The organism is Streptomyces sp. NRRL F-5126, assembly GCF_000721265.1.
Lineage (GTDB): Bacteria > Actinomycetota > Actinomycetes > Streptomycetales > Streptomycetaceae > Streptomyces.
The window spans coordinates 1-19404 of sequence record NZ_JOFZ01000017.1 but is presented as its reverse complement, the minus strand read 5'-3'; the positions used below and the strand labels follow the sequence as shown (position 1 = coordinate 19404).

Annotated in this window: 7 protein-coding genes; 5 read left to right on the top strand and 2 right to left on the bottom strand. The window is 68.8% G+C overall.

From position 1 onward, the window contains the following. Positions 1–170: 170 nt before the first annotated feature. Positions 171–3074: a lysylphosphatidylglycerol synthetase family protein gene (locus IH48_RS0131420; protein ID WP_030912448.1), complete on the bottom strand. Its 2904-nt coding sequence runs from the start codon at positions 3072–3074 to the stop codon at positions 171–173. 164 nt (positions 3075–3238) lie between these two features. Between IH48_RS0131420 and IH48_RS0131415 the strand changes: the two genes are divergently transcribed. From IH48_RS0131415 to IH48_RS0131405, 3 genes are all read left to right on the top strand, one after another. After that, a complete protein-coding gene (locus tag IH48_RS0131415; protein ID WP_234434453.1) occupies positions 3239–3688 on the top strand; it encodes an MGMT family protein in 450 nt (149 codons plus the stop codon). 197 nt (positions 3689–3885) lie between these two features. Further along, positions 3886–7551, top strand: a complete 3666-nt coding sequence (locus tag IH48_RS0131410; RefSeq protein ID WP_030912444.1) for an ATP-dependent DNA helicase — start codon at positions 3886–3888, stop codon at positions 7549–7551. 143 nt (positions 7552–7694) lie between these two features. Then, positions 7695–8066: an AQJ64_40280 family protein gene (locus tag IH48_RS0131405; protein ID WP_037843846.1), complete on the top strand. Its 372-nt coding sequence runs from the start codon at positions 7695–7697 to the stop codon at positions 8064–8066. Positions 8067–8184: 118 nt separating this feature from the next. Here IH48_RS0131405 and IH48_RS0131400 read toward each other — a convergent pair whose 3' ends face one another. Next, complete coding sequence (locus tag IH48_RS0131400) at positions 8185–11154, bottom strand: FG-GAP-like repeat-containing protein (RefSeq protein WP_158710387.1); 2970 nt, start codon at positions 11152–11154, stop codon at positions 8185–8187. A gap of 503 nt (positions 11155–11657) precedes the next feature. Here IH48_RS0131400 and IH48_RS0131395 point away from each other — a divergent pair. Both IH48_RS0131395 and IH48_RS0131390 read left to right on the top strand, forming a co-directional pair. After that, positions 11658–18734 (top strand): RHS repeat-associated core domain-containing protein, encoded by a 7077-nt coding sequence (locus IH48_RS0131395; RefSeq protein ID WP_078850182.1) that lies wholly within the window; start codon positions 11658–11660, stop codon positions 18732–18734. Positions 18735–18746: 12 nt separating this feature from the next. Beyond that, the gene (locus IH48_RS0131390) at positions 18747–19253 is read left to right on the top strand and encodes a hypothetical protein (protein WP_158710385.1); all 507 of its coding nucleotides are present in this window, start codon (positions 18747–18749) and stop codon (positions 19251–19253) included. Positions 19254–19404 lie beyond the last annotated feature (151 nt).

Sequence of the window (19404 nt, the reverse complement as noted above, 5' to 3'; positions counted from 1 at the left end):
GGTGACTCGTGTCGGCGCGGGAACGCGTGGCGACGGCGAGACGGCCCGTCGCGCTGCCTTCCCGGCGCCGCACTCCACAGCGGGCGGGTTCGGCGCCCATAACGGCACCGGTCCTTACGCCAGGCCGGGCAGTGATCCGTAGCCAGGCGGCCCGGGGCGCACCCGTCGCGTCAGAGTGAGCCTCTGCGGGTCAGCTGGTTGAAGCAGATCCACCCCGGCAGCACCGGCACCCACAGCGTCATCAGGCGGAACAGCAGCACCGCCGGCGCCGCGACCTCCTTCGGCAGGCCCACGGCCAGCAGGCCCAGCGTCAGCGCGCCGTCGATCGCGCCCACACCGCCCGGGGTGGGCGCCGCGGAGCCGATCGCGTTGCCCGCGAGGAAGACGACGGCGATGCTCGCGTAGCTCAGCTGCTGGTGCCCGTTGTCGAACGCGCGGATCGACGCGTCGAGGCACATCACGAACATGCCCGTCAGCAGCAGCTGGCCGCCGATGCCCGTCGCCAGCTTCATCGGCTGCTGCAGGACGTCCAGCATGCGCGGCACGACGCCGGCGAACAGCGACCGCAGCCGTGTCACCACCCACTTGCGCAGGAACGGGATCGCCGTCACCACGAGGACGAGCACCGCGACCGTCAGCAGCCCCGCGATCACCGTCCTCGACGGGGTGAGCGACGTCGTCTTCTCCGTACCCGTCAGATAGCCGAAGGCCGCCAGCAGCAGGATGTGCGCGCCGAGCCCGAACAGCTGGGACGCGCCCACGCTCGCCACCGCGAGTCCTGGGCGCACCCCGGAGCGCTGCAGGAACCGGGTGTTCAGCGCGACACCGCCGACCGCCGCCGGTGCGACGATCTTCACGAAGGACCCGGCGACCTGCGCGGACACTGTGCGCAGGAACGGCACACGCTCCGGCACGAAGCCGAGCAGGCTCATCGCGGCCGCCACGTACGACGCCGCCGAGAACAGCACCGCGGCCACCACCCAGCCCCAGTGCGCCTTGCTGATGACCATGCCGAAGTCGAGCTGGGTGAGCTGCGACAGCAGGAAGTACGCGGCGATCGCGCCCGCGATGAACCCGATCAGCGTGCGCGGCCTGATCCGTTCGAGGCGCACAGGCTCCACCGGCGCCTGCGGCCTGATCAGCAGCACCTGCCCCCGGATCTGCGAGAGCAGGTCCTCCTCGCGTGCCCCGCCCAGAGCGTCGTCTATGGCACGCTTCTCGGCCTGCTTCTCCGCCCGCAACGACTTGCGTGCGGCCTTCTTGCCACCGTCCTTGTCGCCGTCCGCCGCGGCGGACGCCTCCGCGAGCCGCGCCTTCTTGTTCGCGGCGGACGCCTCAAGCACGGCCTCGCGCTCGCGCTGCGACCGTTCGCGCGCGAGCCTGCGCAGCGTCGCACGCGTCGAACGGCTCAGCGCGATCGGCTGGAGCAGCGGCAGGCAGTCGGCGACCGCGTCGGGCCCCAGCACCCCCACCGCGGCCGCGACGGAGCGCTCCGCGCCGACCCGCAGGCCGACCGTGGTGAGCAGCTGCGCGGTGTCCATGCGCAGCACCACGTCGCTCGCGGCGATCTCGCCGCCGCGCAGCTCCGTGAGCGTGACGAGCCCCGTACGGTCCACGAGCAGCGCGTCCCCGGTCAGGCTGCGGTGCGCGATGCGCCGAGACTGCAGTGCCCGCACCTGCTCCCAGGCGCCGCGCATCAGCTCGTCGGTGATCTCGTCGTCCGCGAGGGCGTCGAGCGTGCGCCCGCCGAGGTGCTCGTACACGAGCATGACGGCGTCGGGCCCGAGCTCCGATGTGGCGATCAGCTTGGGGGCGCGCGCGCCCGCCGCGATCGCCGCGTATGCGAGCAGTGCCTCCTGCTCAAGCGCCTGGCGCAGGGACGGGATGGACCTGCCCGAGGTGATCGAGCGCAGCGTCAGCCTGCGCCACACCCGGTAGAAGAAGCCCTGCGCCTGCTGCTCGCGGTCGACGACGGTGACGTCGAGCGGCGGCCCGTCCTCCAGGGAGACGAAGTACCGCCGGCCCCGGTCGGCCGCCTCGATCGGCTCGGACGACGGCTCCTCGGCGCGCATCGCGCTGACCGGACGGAAGCCGACCCTGCGCAACCCCGCCATGAGGGTCTGGCCGGTGGGCCGCACGTTCGGCGAGCCGACCGCGTAGAGCGTGCCGTAGGCCACCGTCCAGCCGATGAGCACGGTCAGAATGATCGAGAAGGGCGTCGTGTAACCGGCGACGAGCATGGCGAACGCGTCGAGCAGCAGCACCGCCCACAGGACCACCCGCCAGCGCGGCCTTCGGGCCATGCCGACGGCCGTCATGTAGGCGATGACGGGCGCCAGGTAGCCGTGCACCGGGTCCGTCGCCCCGCTGCCGACCTGCGGCATGGTCAGCGCGGCCTGCAAGCCGTGCGGGGCCGCGCGCGCCACCCACAGGTCGGTGGCGAGGGTCACACCGTGGGCGAGCACCGCAGCGAGCACGCCGTCCGCGATGCGCAGCCCGTCCCGTTTGATCAGGCGCTCGATCGCGAACGCGACGGGCACGAGCAGCACGGCGATGCTGGACAGCAGCCCCGCGAACTTGGCGAGCAGGTCCGGCGCCTGGCCCGTGCCCCTGCTGATGTCCTGCTCAAGACCCGACGTGGTGCCGTGGGCGAACGCGGACAGCAGGAGTACGAGGGCGATGGCGAGCAGCCCCACGAGGAGGCGCAGCAGGTCGGAAGGGCGGTGCACGCGCGCGGCGAGCAGCGGCTCGTCGCCGGAGACGCGGTCGGCGTGCGGGACCTCGTCCTCGTCGCCGACGGGCTCCGTCTGGGCGCGCACGGCCTCGGGGGACTCGCCGTCGGGGGACTCGGCGGCAGAGGACTCGGCGTCAGGGGACTCGGCGTCGGCGGACTCGGTATCGGGGGATTCGGTATCGGGGGACCGGCCGTCGTCGTCCGTCACGGCCGTGTCCTCCCCGGCGGCGGCGGACGGCGCGCCGTCACGGTCGCACGGCTCACCGCCGGAGGGGCCCTCGGCCGTGGCAGGCCGTCCGGCCTGCCCCTCCGTCGCGTCCGTGTCTTCTCGATCTTGTATCACCAGTCACCGCCCGCACGATGGTGGCACGTGAGGTCCGCGCACGGGGGCAACACAGGGCGTTGCGCGCACAGATGAGCAGCGGGACGTGGCGCTTTGCCCTGGTATGCGGGCACTGCGCCCGCCCGCCGCGACTGTCCGTGCCGTGAGGCAGGATGGGACGGATGAGGCGGCAGGAGCACGAACGGGACGGGAAGCGGGTGGCCGGGCCGGGCGAGGGCCCGGGGCCGGCGGACGGCGCGGCGGAGCTGCCGGAGTACGCCGAGAGGGTCCTCGACGTCGCGGAGCTGATCCCGCCGGGCCGGGTCATGACGTACGGCGATGTCGCCGAGTGGATCGAGGAGGGCGGCCCGCGCCAGGTGGGCCGCGTCATGGCGCTGTACGGCGGCGCGGTGCCGTGGTGGCGCGTGGTGCGCTCCGACGGCGTGCTGCTCGCGGGGCATGAGCTGCGGGCGCTCGACGCCTACCGGGCGGAGGGCACGCCGCTGCGGGAGGCCGCGCGCGGCGCAGAGGGCCACCTGCCCCGCCTCGACATGCGGCGCGCCAGGTGGGACGGCGGCGCGGTGGGCGGCGGGCAGGCCGCGGAGCACGCGGGCGATCGGTCTCACATATGACAGTTTCCGCCATCGTGGTGCGGGATGGAGAGGCCCGGTCGGTTTCGCACCACTGCCTGCGTCCCCGGGGCCCGGCGGCGTAGCGTCTGGCGCACGCGTCACGCACGGCTCCCGCGCCGCTGCCGGGCCCCACACGGCCCGCTCGACTCCTCGCACCTCAGCACCCCCTCGTACGACTTCCAGGACCGGCGATCGACGTGAGCTCCTCCACCACCACCGGGCGCCCCCCGCACCAGGGGGCGCGGCAGCGGGGCGCCGGCGCCTACCGTCTGGTACGCACCGCCCCCGAACCGGCGGACCTCCCTGTGCTGGACGCGGCACAGCGCGCGGTGGTTGACCACGCGGCGGGACCGCTGCTCGTGCTCGCAGGCCCCGGCACGGGCAAGACCACGACACTGGTGGAGTCCGTCGCGGCACGCGTCGCGCGCGGCGGCGACCCGGCGCGGATCCTCGTGCTGACGTTCAGCCGCAAGGCCGCGGTCGAGCTGCGCGACCGGATGGCGGCCCGGCTCGGCGGCGCACGCGCGCCGCAGGCGACCACGTTCCACTCGCTGTGCTACGCCCTGGTACGCGCGCATCAGGACGCCGCCCTGTTCAGGGAGCCCCTGCGGCTGCTGTCGGGCCCCGAGCAGGACGTCGCCGTGCGCGACCTGCTCGCCGGCCAGATCGACCTCGCGCGCGAGGGACGCTCGCGCGTGCGCTGGCCCGACGACCTCAGGGCCTGCCTGACGACGCGCGGCTTCGCGGACGAGGTGCGCGCGGTGCTGGCGCGCAGCCGCGAGCTCGGCCTCGGCCCCGACGCGCTCGGCGCGTTCGCGGCGCGCACGGGGCGCCCCGACTGGCGCGCGGCGGCCGCCTTCCTCGCCGAGTACCTCGACGTGCTCGACCTCCAGGGCGTGCTGGACTACGCGGAGCTCGTGCTCCGGGCGGCGCTGCTCGCCGGCCTTCCCGACGTGGGCCCGAAGCTGGCCGCCTCCTACGACGCGGTCTTCGTCGACGAGTACCAGGACACGGACCCGGCGCAGGTCAGGCTGTTGCGTGCACTGGCGGGCGGCGGGCGGACGCTGGTCGCGTTCGGAGATCCCGACCAGTCGATCTACGCGTTCCGCGGCGCCGACGTCAACGGCGTCCTCGACTTCCCGCGCGCGTTCCCGCGCGGCGACGGCCGCGAGGCGCCGGTGGCGGTCCTCACCCGTACCCGGCGCTCGGGGGCGCGCCTGCTGGCCGCGACGCGCGAGGTGGCACGGCGGATGCCGCTGCCGCGCCTGCCGCGCGAGGCGGTCAGCGCGCACCGCGGGCCCGAGCCGGTGCGGGACGGCGGCAGGGCGGAGGTGTACACCTTCCCCACGCCGTCCACGGAGCTGGACAACGTCGCGGACATCCTGCGCAGGGCTCACCTTGAGGACGGGGTCGGCTGGGGCGACATGGCGGTGCTGGTGCGCGCGGGCGGCCGCACGATCCCGTCGATCCGCAGGGCGCTGACGTCGGCGGGCGTGCCGGTCGAGGTGGACGGCGACGACATCCCGCTGCGGCACGAGCCGGCGGTGGCCTCGCTGCTGACGGCGCTGCGCGCGGTGGCGACGGCCGCGCTCGCGCGCCCCGCGCCGGGCGCGCGCCCGGGGGACGCGGGCCACGCGGTCGCGGGGTCTGACGCACGCGCGCACGACGCCACCGGGCCGGCCCCCGCAGTCGGAGCGGACACCGGCGGGGCGCCGGATCCGCAACCGCCGGATTCGCAACCGCAGGTGTGCGACGCGACGGGGCCGGGCTCGCAGACGAGCCCCGACCCGTGCGCGCAGGCGGCAGACGGGCGGTCGCCGTCCGACGCGCGCACGGGCTCCTCCACGTCGGCTGCCCCCGGCGCCGATGTGGCGCCCGCGGCCGAGGGGGACTCCGTCGCTGGGGCGGCTCCCGCCGCTGCGGCGGCCTCCGCCGAGGGGGCGGCCCCCGCTGGGATGGAGGTCCCCACCGGGTCGGGGGACGCCGGCGCGGCGCTGCCCGTCGATGTCGCGCTCGCGCTGCTCGGTTCGCCGCTCGGCGGCATGGACGCGGCCGACCTGCGCCGCCTCGGGCGCGCCCTGCGCGAGGACGAGCGGCGCGCGGGCGACCGGCTGCCGGCGCCGTCCGACGTGCTGCTCGCGCGCGCACTAGCCGAGCCCGAGCGGCTCGTCACGCACGATCCCGCCTACGCGCGCGGCGCGCAGCGCCTCGGCGACCTGCTGCGGGGGACCCGGGAGCTCCTCGAATCCGGCGGCACCGCCGAGGAGGCGCTGTGGGCGCTGTGGGACGGCACCCCCTGGCCCGCACGCCTGGAGCGTGCGGCGCTGCGCGGGGGCGCCGCGGGCCGCAACGCCGACCGCGACCTCGACGCCGTCTGCGCGCTCTTCGACGCCGCCGCACGTGCCGAGGAGCGCACCGGCGGCCGCGGCGTGCTCAACTTCCTCGAAGAGCTGGACGCGCAGGACATCGCAGCCGACACCCTCACCCGCCGTGCGGTGCGCCCCGACGCCGTGAGCCTGATGACCGCGCACCGCTCGAAGGGCCTTGAGTGGCGCCTCGTCGTCGTCGCCGGCGTGCAGGAGGGCCTCTGGCCCGACCTGCGCCGCCGCGGCTCCCTGCTGGAGGCGGACCGCATCGGCCGCGACGGCCTGGCCGAGCCGCTCACCCCGGGCGCGCTGCTGACCGAGGAGCGCAGGCTCTTCTACGTCGCGGCCACGCGCGCCCGCGACCGGCTCGTCGTCACGGCCGTAAAGTCAGCCGCCGACGACGGCGACCAGCCGTCCCGCTTCCTGACCGAACTCGGCGTCGAGCCGCGCGACATCACGGCGAGGCCCCGCCGCCCACTCGCCGTCGCGCCGCTTGTCGCGGAGCTGCGGGCCACGACCGTCGACCCGGAGGCGAGCCCCGCGCTCAGGGACGCGGCCGCGCGCCGCCTCGCGCGCCTCGCCGCGCTCACCGACGAGGAGGGCACGCCGCTCGTCCCCGCCGCGCACCCCGACCGGTGGTGGGGCCTGTACGAGCCGACACTCAGCGCGGTGCCGGTGCGCGACAGGTCGCTGCCCGTCGCGCTCTCGGGCAGCGCGCTCGACCAACTCGCCAACACCTGCGCGCTCCAGTGGTTCCTGGGCCGCGAGGTGAAGGCCGACGCGCCCGCGACGACGGCGCAGGGCTTCGGCAACGTGCTGCACGTACTCGCGGACGAGGTCGCCTCGGGCCGGACGCCCGCGGACCTCGCCGTCCTGATGGAGCGGCTCGACACCGTCTGGGACGGCCTCGCCTTCGACGCGCCCTGGAAGTCGGTGCAGGAGAAGGACCAGGCGCGCGCCGCACTCGAACGCTTCCTGCGCTGGCACGTCACGGACCGGGGCGGGCGGCAGGCCGTCGCCACGGAGCACGAGTTCGACGTGACGATCGGGGCGGGGGAGTACGAGGTGCGCGTCCGTGGCTCCATGGACCGCGTGGAGAAGGACGGCGAGGGGCGCGCGTACGTCGTCGACTTCAAGACGGGCAAGCAGGCCCCGACGAGGGACGAGGTGGCGCACCACGCGCAGCTCGCGGTGTACCAACTCGCGGTCGGCGAGGGCGCGGTGGACGGCGCGTTCGAGGGCCGCGGGCCGCAGCCGGGCGGCGCGGAACTCGTCCAGCTGCGGCAGCCCGCGCCCGCCAAGGAGGGCGGCGACGCGCAGCCCAGGATCCAGGCCCAGGAGCCCCTGTCCGGCGACTGGGCACCGAGGCTCCTGGCGGAGGCGGCGGGCCGCGTCCTGGACGAACGCTTCACGCCCACCCCAGGCGCACACTGCACGCACTGCGCGTTCCGCGCGTCGTGCAGCGCACTCCCGGAGGGCCGCCAGGTGGTCGACTGACCCGTCCTCGCCCGGCCCGGGCAACCTTCGCCGGCGCCACGCGGCCCTCGTGCCTGACACCGTCGCCGGGCTGCCGACGTGCCGGTATCAAGCGACAGAAGTACAGAAGCAACGTGCACACTGCCTGAGCAAGGGTGGAGCTGATGAATCCGAACACCGTGGTGACGTGGGTCGACGCACGCGAGAGGCTGCCGGAGCCCGGCATGCCGGTGCCGGCGGCCATCACGGGCCGGTATCCGGCCCAGCCCGGCACGCCGCCGCCGGGCGAGGAGTTCTGGCTGGTGAGGCCGATGGTCTTCACCGACCGGTACTTCACCGAGGACGGGACGGAGCACCGGGACTGCTTCTTCGACTCCGACGGCGTCGTCCGTCTGCCCTACGGCCTGGACAGCGAGGAGACCGTGACGCACTGGTCCGAGCTGCCCACCCTGCCGGGCGGGACGACGCACCTCGTCCTCGGGGACGACGTGCAGCCGGCCCAGCGGAACGCGTGGGGCGCGGGCCCCGCCGTCTGACCTCCTGCGAGCCCGCCGCCCGGCGGTGGTGGAGCGGATGACGGTGGTGGCCTCAGTTCGGGCGGGCCACCACCGTCATCGCGTGCGTACGAAACAAGCGCGTGCAGAGACGCGATTGTCAGCCGATGTCGGTCACGCTCTGCCAAAGCGGGCTCGTGCTGACGACATTGTGTGCGCCGAGCGCTGACGTGCCGGACAGGGCGTGTCCCATATTGGCCCAGAGCCGGCGCTCTTTGATGATGGAGAGGACATCGGGATAGCCGTCTCCATCAAGGTCACCCAGACTGGTGATCATGGGGCGGTTCGCCGCTGAGAAGTCGGGTGTGCCGACCTGGACGGGACTGCCGAGTGTCGGGGTTGTCGCGGGGAGGGCGTACTGGAAGATAACGCCATCGCTATTGCGACGCGTCCACAGCTCGGGACGACCATCGCCGTTGGCGTCCCCCGGTGCCATCAGGGTGCGGTTGCTCCAGTCGAGCGTGCTCAGGTTCTCGGCTGCATCGAACTGGCCGGATGCGGCGGAGCCGAGATACAGCCAGAGCTGCTTGTTCTCGACGGTGATGAGGTCGGGGTGACCGTCCCCGTTGACGTCTCCGGGCGCGATCATCTGTGTGACGTGGCTCCAGTCGGTCGCGTAGGCGGTGCAGTCACCGGCCGTGCAAGGCGGTCGAGAGGTGATGTCGCTGTGGTTCGCCCGGGTGTAGTAGAGGTTGCTGTTTCCTGCCAAACCGCCTTGGTTGTTGAGGTTGTTGGCATAGAAGGAGAGGTGGCCGTTGCGGTAGGCCCACAGGTCGTCGACCCAGTTGCCGGTGGAGCTGTGAGTGGCGGATGAGCGGTGCGCGAGAAGAGTGTCGGCCCAGGAGTGGCTGCCGTCGCTGCCGGTCGGGCCGTTCGCGGCGTTGGAGGCGAGCGGCGGTGCGGGTGTGCCGCCCGAATTGGGGACTTCGTGGCTCGGCGCGATGAGGTCCAGATTGCCGGACGTGCCGTCGGCCGCGAGGAGGTCGGGCGTTCCGTCGCCGTCCACGTCGCCCGGGTGGACTGTCTTGGTGAGGTCTGCGGGGACGTAGAACTGGACGGAGACCGTTGCCGACTGGTTGCCTGCCTTGTCCACGGCGGACACGTAGAGGGTGTTGCTGCCCCAGGCAGTGGGAGTGAGGGTGACTGTGGCGCCGCCGTTGGCATTGGCGCTGACGTGGGTGCCGCCGTCGCCTGCGAGGGCCGCGGCCGACGCGGTCGAGTAGTCGAAGTGGCTCAGGCCACTGGCGTGCGCGCCCGAGGGGGCGGGGTCGGTGGCGGACAGGGCGAAGGTGGCCGGGTCGCCCTCGTGCTTGGTGCCCGTGCCGTCCGTCGGGAAGTCGCTGGTGGTGGCGTGGATGGTGTTCGGTGCGGTGTCGTCGTACCAGAAGTAGCAGTAGGCGGATTCTGCTGAGGTGTCTATGCCGTCGTTGGTGCGGACGTGCCATCCGTACTTGTGGCCGTCGGAGAGCCTGCTCGTGGCGACGGTGATGGCCGAGGTGCCCCCGCTGCCCGGTACGTTGTTGCCCTCACCGGCGGCGTCGCCGGTGCTGATGAGGTTGTGAGCCGTTGCGGTGCCGGAGCCGCCCTTGTCCCAGAAGGCGAATTCGCCGTGGATGTTCTGCTTGCTGCCGTCGGGGTCACTGACATGGGCGGACACGCGTACGCTGCTGGTTTTCCCGATCCAGCCGTAAGTGTCCGAGTCGCAGCCCTGGGTGGCGGGGCTCACTGGCGCGGGCGAAGCCTTCAGCGACGACGGGACGTTGGGCTTGGTGTTGTAACGGATGGCCAGTGTGGCCTTCTTGTTGAAGCGCTTGAAAGCGGTCCGGTTGCTTTCGCTGCCCGTCAGACGGAAGGTGACGGTGCCGTCCCCGTCGTTCGCCACGGCTGAGGTGACGTTGAAGCCGCCCCTTGTGCCACCCGCGCAATCCTTGTTGTTGGACCCTGTGAACGGCTCGGTGTCGGTATCGCTGTAGAGGCCTGGCTGAGCGTTCCACGTGGTGGTGGTGTGAATGGGGCCGACGTTGCGTGCTGTCACGTTGTACTTCGTGCAGCTCCAGTCGGCCGAGTAGCTTTGCGTCACGTCCAGTTCGGCCGAGTGGATGTGCTTGTCACCCATGGTCGAGCCGATACTGAACTGGTAGTACGAACGCTCCGCGCCCGTCGGCGATGTCCATCCCTGGTCCCCGACGCCGAGGCTGTTGCCCTTGTCGTTGTAGTTGCTCGTGCCGGGGTAGGCCGACTGTACGTACGTGGAGGCGGACGACGAGTGGGAGACCGGCACCCATGTCGGGTCTATGTAGACGGGGTAGTGCGTGGCGGAGTCGTTGAGCAGTCCGGCATCGGGAGTCAGGGTGAGCTGTCCGTCCGTGCTGCTGACTTCTACAGGAGCCTGGTGGGCGCCTGGCGCCGGCTCGTCGACTGCGTCTGTGGTCACGGTGCCGTCGGCGGCAGTCTCGTCGGCGTTTGTCACCGTGCGGGCGGATGTCCGCGCCGGCGAGGCCCCCGAGGTGGGATCTGTCGCCGTCGTCGACGAGTCCCACATGATCGGCGCGGCGGCGTGAAAGACGGCGTCCCCTGTGGCCACGTCGCTGGCCGTGAGGTTGCCTCCGGAGTCGGCGGCTACCTGGACACCTTGGGCAGCCGTGGTGAGCTCAAGGTGTGTGAGTTCCGGATTTGCCGCTGAGTCCTGAGACTTGACGATGAGGACCTCGGAGAAGCCGCCCTGCTCATCGGCACTGACTCTCAGGTCCACCCCGGGGAGAACGTCTTGGTACAGGGCAGTGTCCCCGGTGACCGTCGGTGTGGGGAGCGGTGAAGGGAAGGTGAGGGACAGTTGCCGACTGCCGTCTTGCATCACGGCGAGAGGGCCCGAGCCGCCGCCTGAGAGCGTGAGCTGAGACGTGGTCGTCGTTGTCGCATAGCCCCCTCCTTCCGCCGGGTGCAGCGTGGCATCCAGGGGAACCCAACCGCCGCTGCGTTGGAGGCGCACGGGCTGAGAGCTGATGGTGCGAAGGAACGAGCCGTTCGGTTCTGCGGTGAGGGTGCTCACCGTGTCGGTGGCAGCGTCCACAGCGACAGGCTGCCCGCTGCTCGCCGCCTGCGCGGCGGCAGTGTCCTCAGCCTGCTCCAGCGTGGTCGGTGAGGCCGCGGGTGGCGTGGTGTCTGCGTAGGAGACGCCTGTTGTGCCGGTAAGCATCAACAGCGCCGCGCTTCCTGCGAACCATGCTGGGACGCGTCTACGGAACCTCCCATTCCGGCTCTGAGTGCGGATCACGCTTTGTCTCATGTGCCCTCATCTCTCGGAGAAGCCCGGAGGAAGCCCGGAGGATCCCGAGCGGCAGCGCACATTAGTCCACAACCCGAAGGAGTTGTGGGGACAGTGTGCTGAACAACGCCCAACACATCGCCGTTAATGGGTACGTACTGGGCCAAGCGACCACGACAAGCTCGACTGCTTGGCCAATTCTTTACCTCCCCATGAAGTTTCAGCCCCGAAGTCGGAGAAGCTCATGACCTGCTCATGATGTTTTGACGTGCTCGCGTCGCTTAGATTGCATCGATTGCTTGAAGATCATGGCCGAGTGGTGGGGATCTGTGATGGCTCGCGGACGTTTCGTGAAGCTCAAGTCGGTGCGTACGGTGGTGACGGCGCTTGCGTCCTTCGCACTGTCGAGCACGCTGCTCACCCCGGTCGCCGCGGCAGCAGCGCGCCCCGATCTCTGGTCCCCGTTCCCACTTGCGAAGGCCCACTCGGTCGATGTGACGGACGTCGGCGGCTCCGCTTCAAGTAGTGCTGCAAAGCCGGTGATGAAGGCCTTCCACGCCTCCCATGTGTCGTGGCCGAAGGCCGCCACAGCCAAGGTCACGCTGAACGCTGCTCCGGTAGCCCCGCTCACGTCACCCCTCGCGGCAGCCGAAGCGCAGCCCTTCACGACATCACATGCACCTGTCCAAGCTGCCGGAACTCCGGTGACCATCGGCGCCTCCGGCGTTCTGGACTCAGGTCTCCTGCCACGCCGTTCGGACGTCAAGTCCGCGCTGTCCAAGGGGGCACATGCCGCAGCGCCGGGTACGGTGCACGTCACTGTGGCGAGCCACAAGACAGCACAGGACGCCGGCATCAACGGTGTGATCGTCTCGCTCACTCGTGCCGACGCGCGCCAGGCCGAACCTGCTCACGCGTCCATAGCGCTCGACTACTCTTCCTTCGCCGAGGCCTACGGTGGCGACTACGCCTCCAGGCTACGTCTTGTCAGTCTGCCGGCGTGTTCTGTGACCACCCCGGAGAAGGCCGCCTGCCAGACTCGGACGCCCGTGACCGCGGCGGCGAATGATGTTGAGAGCAAGCGTCTCGTCGCTGACGTCGCTCTCCCCGCAGCAGACACCGGAACAGCCGGACAGCCCGTCGTGCTGGCAGCGTCTGCGGCCCCCGCCGGCACGGCCGGAACGTATTCGGCGACGTCGCTTGCCCCGTCAGGCAAGTGGGGCACCAGCGGCAACACAGGCGCCTTCACCTACTCCTATCCGCTGACAGTTCCACCCTCTGTGGGTGGTGACGCGCCAAGCGTGTCCTTCGACTACAACTCAGCTTCTATCGACGGGCGCACCTCCGCCACGAACAACCAAGCATCCTGGGTGGGCGACGGCTGGAGTTACAACACGGGATCCATCGAGCGCGCCTACCGCCCCTGTTCCGACGACGGCCAGACCAAAGACGGTGACGAATGCTGGGCAGGTGACAACGCGACTCTCTCCCTGGGCAGTTCATCGGGCACGCTGGTCCCGGCCGGATCGGGCAAGTGGCGTATAGCGAACGATGACGGGGCCCTGGTCGAGGAGCTCTCCGGTGCGGACAACGGTCTGAACGGTGGTACCTACTGGCGCCTCACGAAGGATGACGGCACGCAGTACTACTTCGGCGCTGATCACCTTCCGTCTGCCGCGGGTGGCAACGGAAGCGACGCCAGTACCAACTCTGCGTGGGGTGTGCCTGTCTACGGCAATGACACAGGTGAGCCGTGTCATGCATCGACGTTCGACAAATCGGAGTGCACTCAAGGCTGGCGCTGGAACCTTGACTTCACGGTTGATCCCAACAAGAACATCACCGTCTATCACTACGCAGCGGAACGCAACTACTACGGCCGTGGTAGCACTCATACGCTGACGTCGTACACGCGCGGTGGATATCCCACGCTCATTGCCTATGGCCAGCAGGTCAAGGACTATGTCGCGAAGGCCACTCCTGCTGCGGAGATCTCCTTCGCGGTCGCGCAGCGCTGTGACGGCAAGAGTGGCGTCGACTGTACGAAGGCGCCGACAAGCGCGACGGCATCCCACTGGCCGGACGTCCCTTATGACCTAAACTGCGGCTCTTCGGGAACGTGCGACAACTACAGCCCTTCCTTCTGGTCCACCATGCGGCTGAAGAGCGTCACGACGAAGGTGTGGGATGAGTCCCTCGCCACACCGGCCTGGTCGACGGTGGACACCTACAGCCTCAGCCAGAGCTACCCCGACCCGGGTGACGGCACCAAGCCTGCGATGTGGCTGTCCTCCGTTCAGCGCACCGGCGCTGACACGCGAGGTGGCGGCTCCAAGACGACGACTCCCGCAGTCAAGTTCTCTGGGCAGGCGGGGCTCCCGAATCGGGTGGACGGGCTGGAGCAGCCGGAGAACATACCCCCACTCAACCGCTACCGCCTCCAATCCATCACCACTGAGTCCGGCGAAACCATCACGGTCACCTACGACAGCAGCCATACCTGCAGCCGCACGGCGCCGCCAAAGGAAGACGCCGACACTTCCACGTGCTATCCGGTCCGATGGAGTCCGCCTGGTTACCCGGATCCGATCCTCGACTGGTTCTACACGTACCCGGTCACTGAGGTCGACGAGAACGACATCGCCGCGTCCGGCTCGCCTTCGATCGTCACCACGTACGAGTACAAAGACGGCACTGCCTGGCATCACGATGACAACCCCATCACCGCGAAGAAGGACCGGACATGGGGCGACTTCCGCGGTTACAGCGAGGTCATCACCCGGACAGGCAAGAGCCCGGACCCGGTGACCAAGACGGTCACGGACTACCTCCGCGGCATGAACGGGGACGCTACTTCGACCGCCGGAACGACCAAGAGCGTCAAGGTCACGGATCTGACGGGGACCTCGATCACGGACGACGACGCGCTGAGTGGCTTCGTCTACCAGACCACCGTCTACGACAAGGACGGCGGGAAGCCTCAGAGCGAGTCGGTGAGCCACCCCTGGCTGTCGGCTCCCACAGCGACGAAGGATGAGGGCGATGGGCTTCCGGATCTGGTCGCACGCCACAGTGGGATAGGCGAGGCGATCAAGAGGGACCTGAAGAAGGACGGCAGTTGGCGCACCACCGAGACTGACACCACGTACGACGCCGGAACCGGACTCCCCGTCCGGGTCGACGACAAGGGGGAGGTCGGCTCCGACGGCAAACCTGTGGCCGGCAGCACCACTCCGGAGCAGTGCACGACGACGCACTACGCATCCGATGCCGATCGCAACATGACCAACTTCCCCTCCGAGGTCATCAGCGAGGCCGGAGCATGCGTGAACGCTCCGGACGCCCATACAACGGCCGACACAAAGACGTGGTACGACAAGAGCACCACACTCGGGGCAATACCCGGTCCGGGGAACGCGACCAGCACGCAGAGCGCGAAGTCGGTGTCCTCCGACGGGACCCTCACCTGGGCCGCAGCGGACTCCACCTCGTATGACGCATACGGGCGTGTGACGGCGACGTCCGACCCCCTCGGCCGCAAGACCAGCACCAGCTACGGCAGTACCGCCACCGCGCAGAAGTACCTGCCGGTGACCAAGGTGACCAAGAACGCCAAGGGCTGGCCGACCACCACCACGTTCGATCCTGGCCGGCAGGCAGCCCTCACCACACTGGACATGAACCAGCGGCTGACCACGGAGACCTACGACGGGCTTGGCCGCCTTACAGCAGTCTGGCTCCCCGGTCACGCGAAGTCGTCCAACCCCAACCAGCCGAACGACAAGTTCACCTACACCCTGTCCAGCACGGCACCGTCCGTCGTGGAGAGCCAGCAGTTGCTCGACTCCGGTGATTACAGCGTCGACTATCAGATCTACGACGCACTGCTCCGTTCGCGCCAGGAACAGTCCACACCGAAGGACGGTTCCACCGGTCGCCTGATCGCCGACACGGCTTACGACTCCCACGGGTGGACGACGGAAACAGACGCCCCCTTCTACAACGCCGACTCGGCACCCTCGGGCAAGCTCGTCGCCCCCGTACCCGGTCAGATCCCGTCCTCGACGCACACCACGTTTGACGGACAGGGGCGGACCGTCGACAGCGCGCTGTACTCCCTGGGGACGAAGCAGTGGAGCACGGTGACGGCCTACCAGGGAGCCGACGAGACAGACGTCACACCCCCGGCCGGCGGCACGCCGACCGCCACCCTCACGGACGGCCGTGGCCAGACCACCGAGCTCAAGCAATTCGACGGCCAGTCACCCACCGGCACGTACGACAAGACCCTCTACACGTACGACTCAAGCGGCAACAACGTCACCAAGACGGGACCGCTGCCGTCCGCCACGGATCCTGACAGCACAGCGGGCAAGGCGGTCACCTGGTCCAGCAGCTACGACCTGCTCGGCAACGTCGTCTCGTCCAAGGACCCTGACACAGGGACGACGACCACCACCTATGACGACGACGGTGAAGTGCTGACGGCCCGCGACAATGCGGGCAAGAGGTCGCTCACCTACGACTACGACGCTCTGGGCCGAAAGCTCCACGAGTACAACGGAACGAGCACAGACGGCAGTCTGCTGGCTGCGTGGACCTACGACCCCAGCGGCGCTCTCGGCCAGATGGCCTCGTCCACGAGCTACGGAGCGTCGGGCAAGCCCGAGTACACCGCCTCGATCCTCGGCTACGACGTCGGCTACCAGCCCACGAAGACGGTCACCACGGTCCCGGCCGGCGTTTACCACAATGCCTCCCCGATCACGTACACCAGCACCAACACGTACACGCCGGTCCAGGCCCTCCCGGACACCACTCGCATGGCAACGACCGGCGCAGGTTCCCTGCTGCCCGACGAAACCGTCCACCACGGCTACAACGGCACCGGCCTGCCCACCACGCTCGGGGGCAGCGACGTCTACGTCGCCTGGACCAACTACACGCCCCTCGGCCAGGTCACGCGGGCAACGATGGGCAACCAGCCGGCACAGGTCGTCACCACGAACAACTGGGAAGCAGCCACCGGCCGCCTCCTGACGGCCACCACGAACGCCGAGAACAGCACGGCGGCCGTCGATACCGTCTCCTACACCTATGACGCGTCGGGCCGCATCACCTCCGACAGCGACGCCCAAGACGCCGCGCACACCGACACCCAGTGCTACACCTACGATTACCTGTCGCGCCTCACCCAGGCATGGACGGACACCCAGGGCACCAACACCGCGCCCTCCCCGTCGATCAACGGCATCGGCGACTGCAACAGCGCGACCCCCAAGGCCTCCAACATCGGCGGCCCCACGCCGTACTGGCAGTCCTACACCTACGACGTGAGCGGTGACCGCACCGCAAAGACGGACCACGACCCGACGGGCGACACCGCTAAAGACGTGGTCACCAAGGAGGCATACGACTCACCCGGCTCCACGCACGCGGTCTCACAGGTAACCGTCGGCCAGACGACGCAGAACTACACCTACGACGCTGACGGCAACCCGACGGCCATCGCCACAACGAACTCCGCGAACGCCCAGGACAACCAGGACGCGAAACTGGCCTGGACCGCCACCGGCAAGCTGTCCACGCTCACCACGGACAAGACAGGCACCGAGCAGCACGCCACTGGCTACCACTACGACGCGGACGACAACCAGGTAGCCCGCACCGACGACGGAACCACCACCCTCTACCTGGGCAGCGACGAGCTCACCATCGGCTCGGACGGCACCGTGACACAGGCGACGCGCTACTACGCGATGGCCGGCGCCCCCACAGCGGTGCGCACGGCTACCGCGGGCAAGAGCACGTCGACCCTCGGCTACCTGGTCAGTGACCCTCAGGGCACCGCCACCATCGACATCGACGCCGCCACGCTCGCAGTCACCCGCCGTGCCTACACCCCCTTCGGCGAAGCCCGCGCTGGCGACGCCGCGGGGCCTTGGCCCGGCGACAAGGGATTCGTGGGCGGCACACAGGACACGACGACCGGCCTGACCAATCTCGGCGCACGCGAATACGACCCAGCCCTCGGCCGGTTCCTGAGCCCCGATCCACTGCTCGTGAACGACGATCCCCAGCAATGGAACGGCTACGCCTACGCCGACAACAACCCTGTCGACAACGCCGATCCCTCAGGGCTGCGAACTGCGGACTGTGTGGGCGGATGGGACGAGTGCGGACCAGTGTCATCCCACCGTGGCGCCTTGGTCGACGACCCCGGTCGCCACCAATCACCTGGTGACGCGGACAACATTAAGGCGGGCGTTGAAACAAGTGGCACGGATGAGAACAACGATGGCAAGATAAAACTTCTTAAGCACTACTCGATTAATTCCAAGTGGAAATACGCCAAGGAGTTCGCAAGGCAGTTCATCAGGGAAGGCATTAAGAATTGCTATATAGGTGACCTGTCTTGCTATGGAGTGGATAACCAGGCAGATCGCGAAAACTTCGCATCACTCAAGTGGAATACCTGCATAGGGCTGGGCAAAAAGTCAGATTGCTTCCGTCAGGCCAACTCGTCGCTGTCGGAGTTCACGGCGGCCCTCATTGGAGTGGCGTTCGGTGAAGGAATATCCGGCGGCAAAAAAGGTCCAAAGGGCTCCTCGGGTCCTTGCAGCTTCACCCCGTCAACTCCCGTCCTCATGCAGGACGGAAAAACCAAAAAGATCGGCGATATTCAAACCGGCGACGAGGTAGAAGCGGCAGACCCGGACACGGGTCGGCACAAGGGGCCGGAAGAGGTCACAGCAACACATATCAACCACGACTACGACCTCGTAGACCTCACGATCCAGACCTCACCGGGCCACACGGCCGTCCTCCACACGACGTCGAAGCATCCCTTCTGGGACGACAGCACGCACACCTGGGTCCCAGCCGGCCGGCTCAAGCCCGGCCAAGCCCTGATCACAGCGGCAAACAAGCATGTCCGCGTTGCACGAGTCGTCACGATCGCCGGTGACGCGGACATGTACAACCTCACTGTCAACCAGCTGCACACGTACTATGTACTCGCTGGTCAGACGCCGGTCCTGGTTCACAACAGCAATGGGTGTGTGAACTGGGCTTCTAACAGCGTGAAAACGTGGGGTCACACATTCAAGACTCATGGCGCTGGGGCGAAGAACACGAAGGCTCTGACTGATCGTGCTCGCAGTACTGGGAACCAGCAAGGTCAATGGTTGGACAACGACGCTGCTGCAGATTTCCTCAAGGGGCTCCATGTCGAAGGAGCCGGTCCCAGGTCGGTGCAGATCCCGGAGGGAATGGGGCAGGTGATCATGCCGGATGGGAGCATTGTCCAGGCGCGCGCAGCTACCGTCGTACCGAGTCCAAATGGTCTGTACAAGACGGGATTCCCGATCATTGGCCCGAACTAGGAGGCTGGAGAGATGACCTTCTCTGTGTCGTTCAATCTGGCCGTGCCGTCAGGTGCCCTAACTCCTGATTCAGCGAGTCTGGAGCCCGGTGGAGAGTACGAAACTCTCGTTATGGAGGCGTGTAGCGCACTCTCCGATGTTGGAGGCGGCAGATTTCACATTGGCGGCTTCGGGAATGATGAGTGGCCGCTCGATGTCGCGTATGACTTGTCTGCCTTCATGGAGCAACTCCCGTCGCTTCTGGTGAGTGTGCGTGAACGCCGCGAAGTCGAGGTGGATCTTTACTCGCAAGGCATCGAGAGGACTTTGACCTTCCGACCAAGCGGAGATCTCGTGATGATTCACTGTGATTCGCGGACCAATTGGGTTCCAGACCCGGAGTGCGAGAGCATTGCGCAGAGTGAGCTAGTTGCGATGCTCTCGAAATTGGCCGAGGACTTCGCTGGAGGGCTGAAGGCGATCAATTCCGAGCTGTCGGAGGTCGCGCCATTCGAACGTTGGCTGGAGGGTGAGGTGTAGCCTCACTGCCCGATCCCGCAACCCTCTCGCTGGATAGCAACAGCAAAGTTGACCTCGATTCGTCAGCGGGGTTCGATCGCTGATCGACCCGGCGGTTTGCCCGTAATGTCCTGGGCCGGTGGATGACGGGCCGTCGCGTGACGCTGCGGCT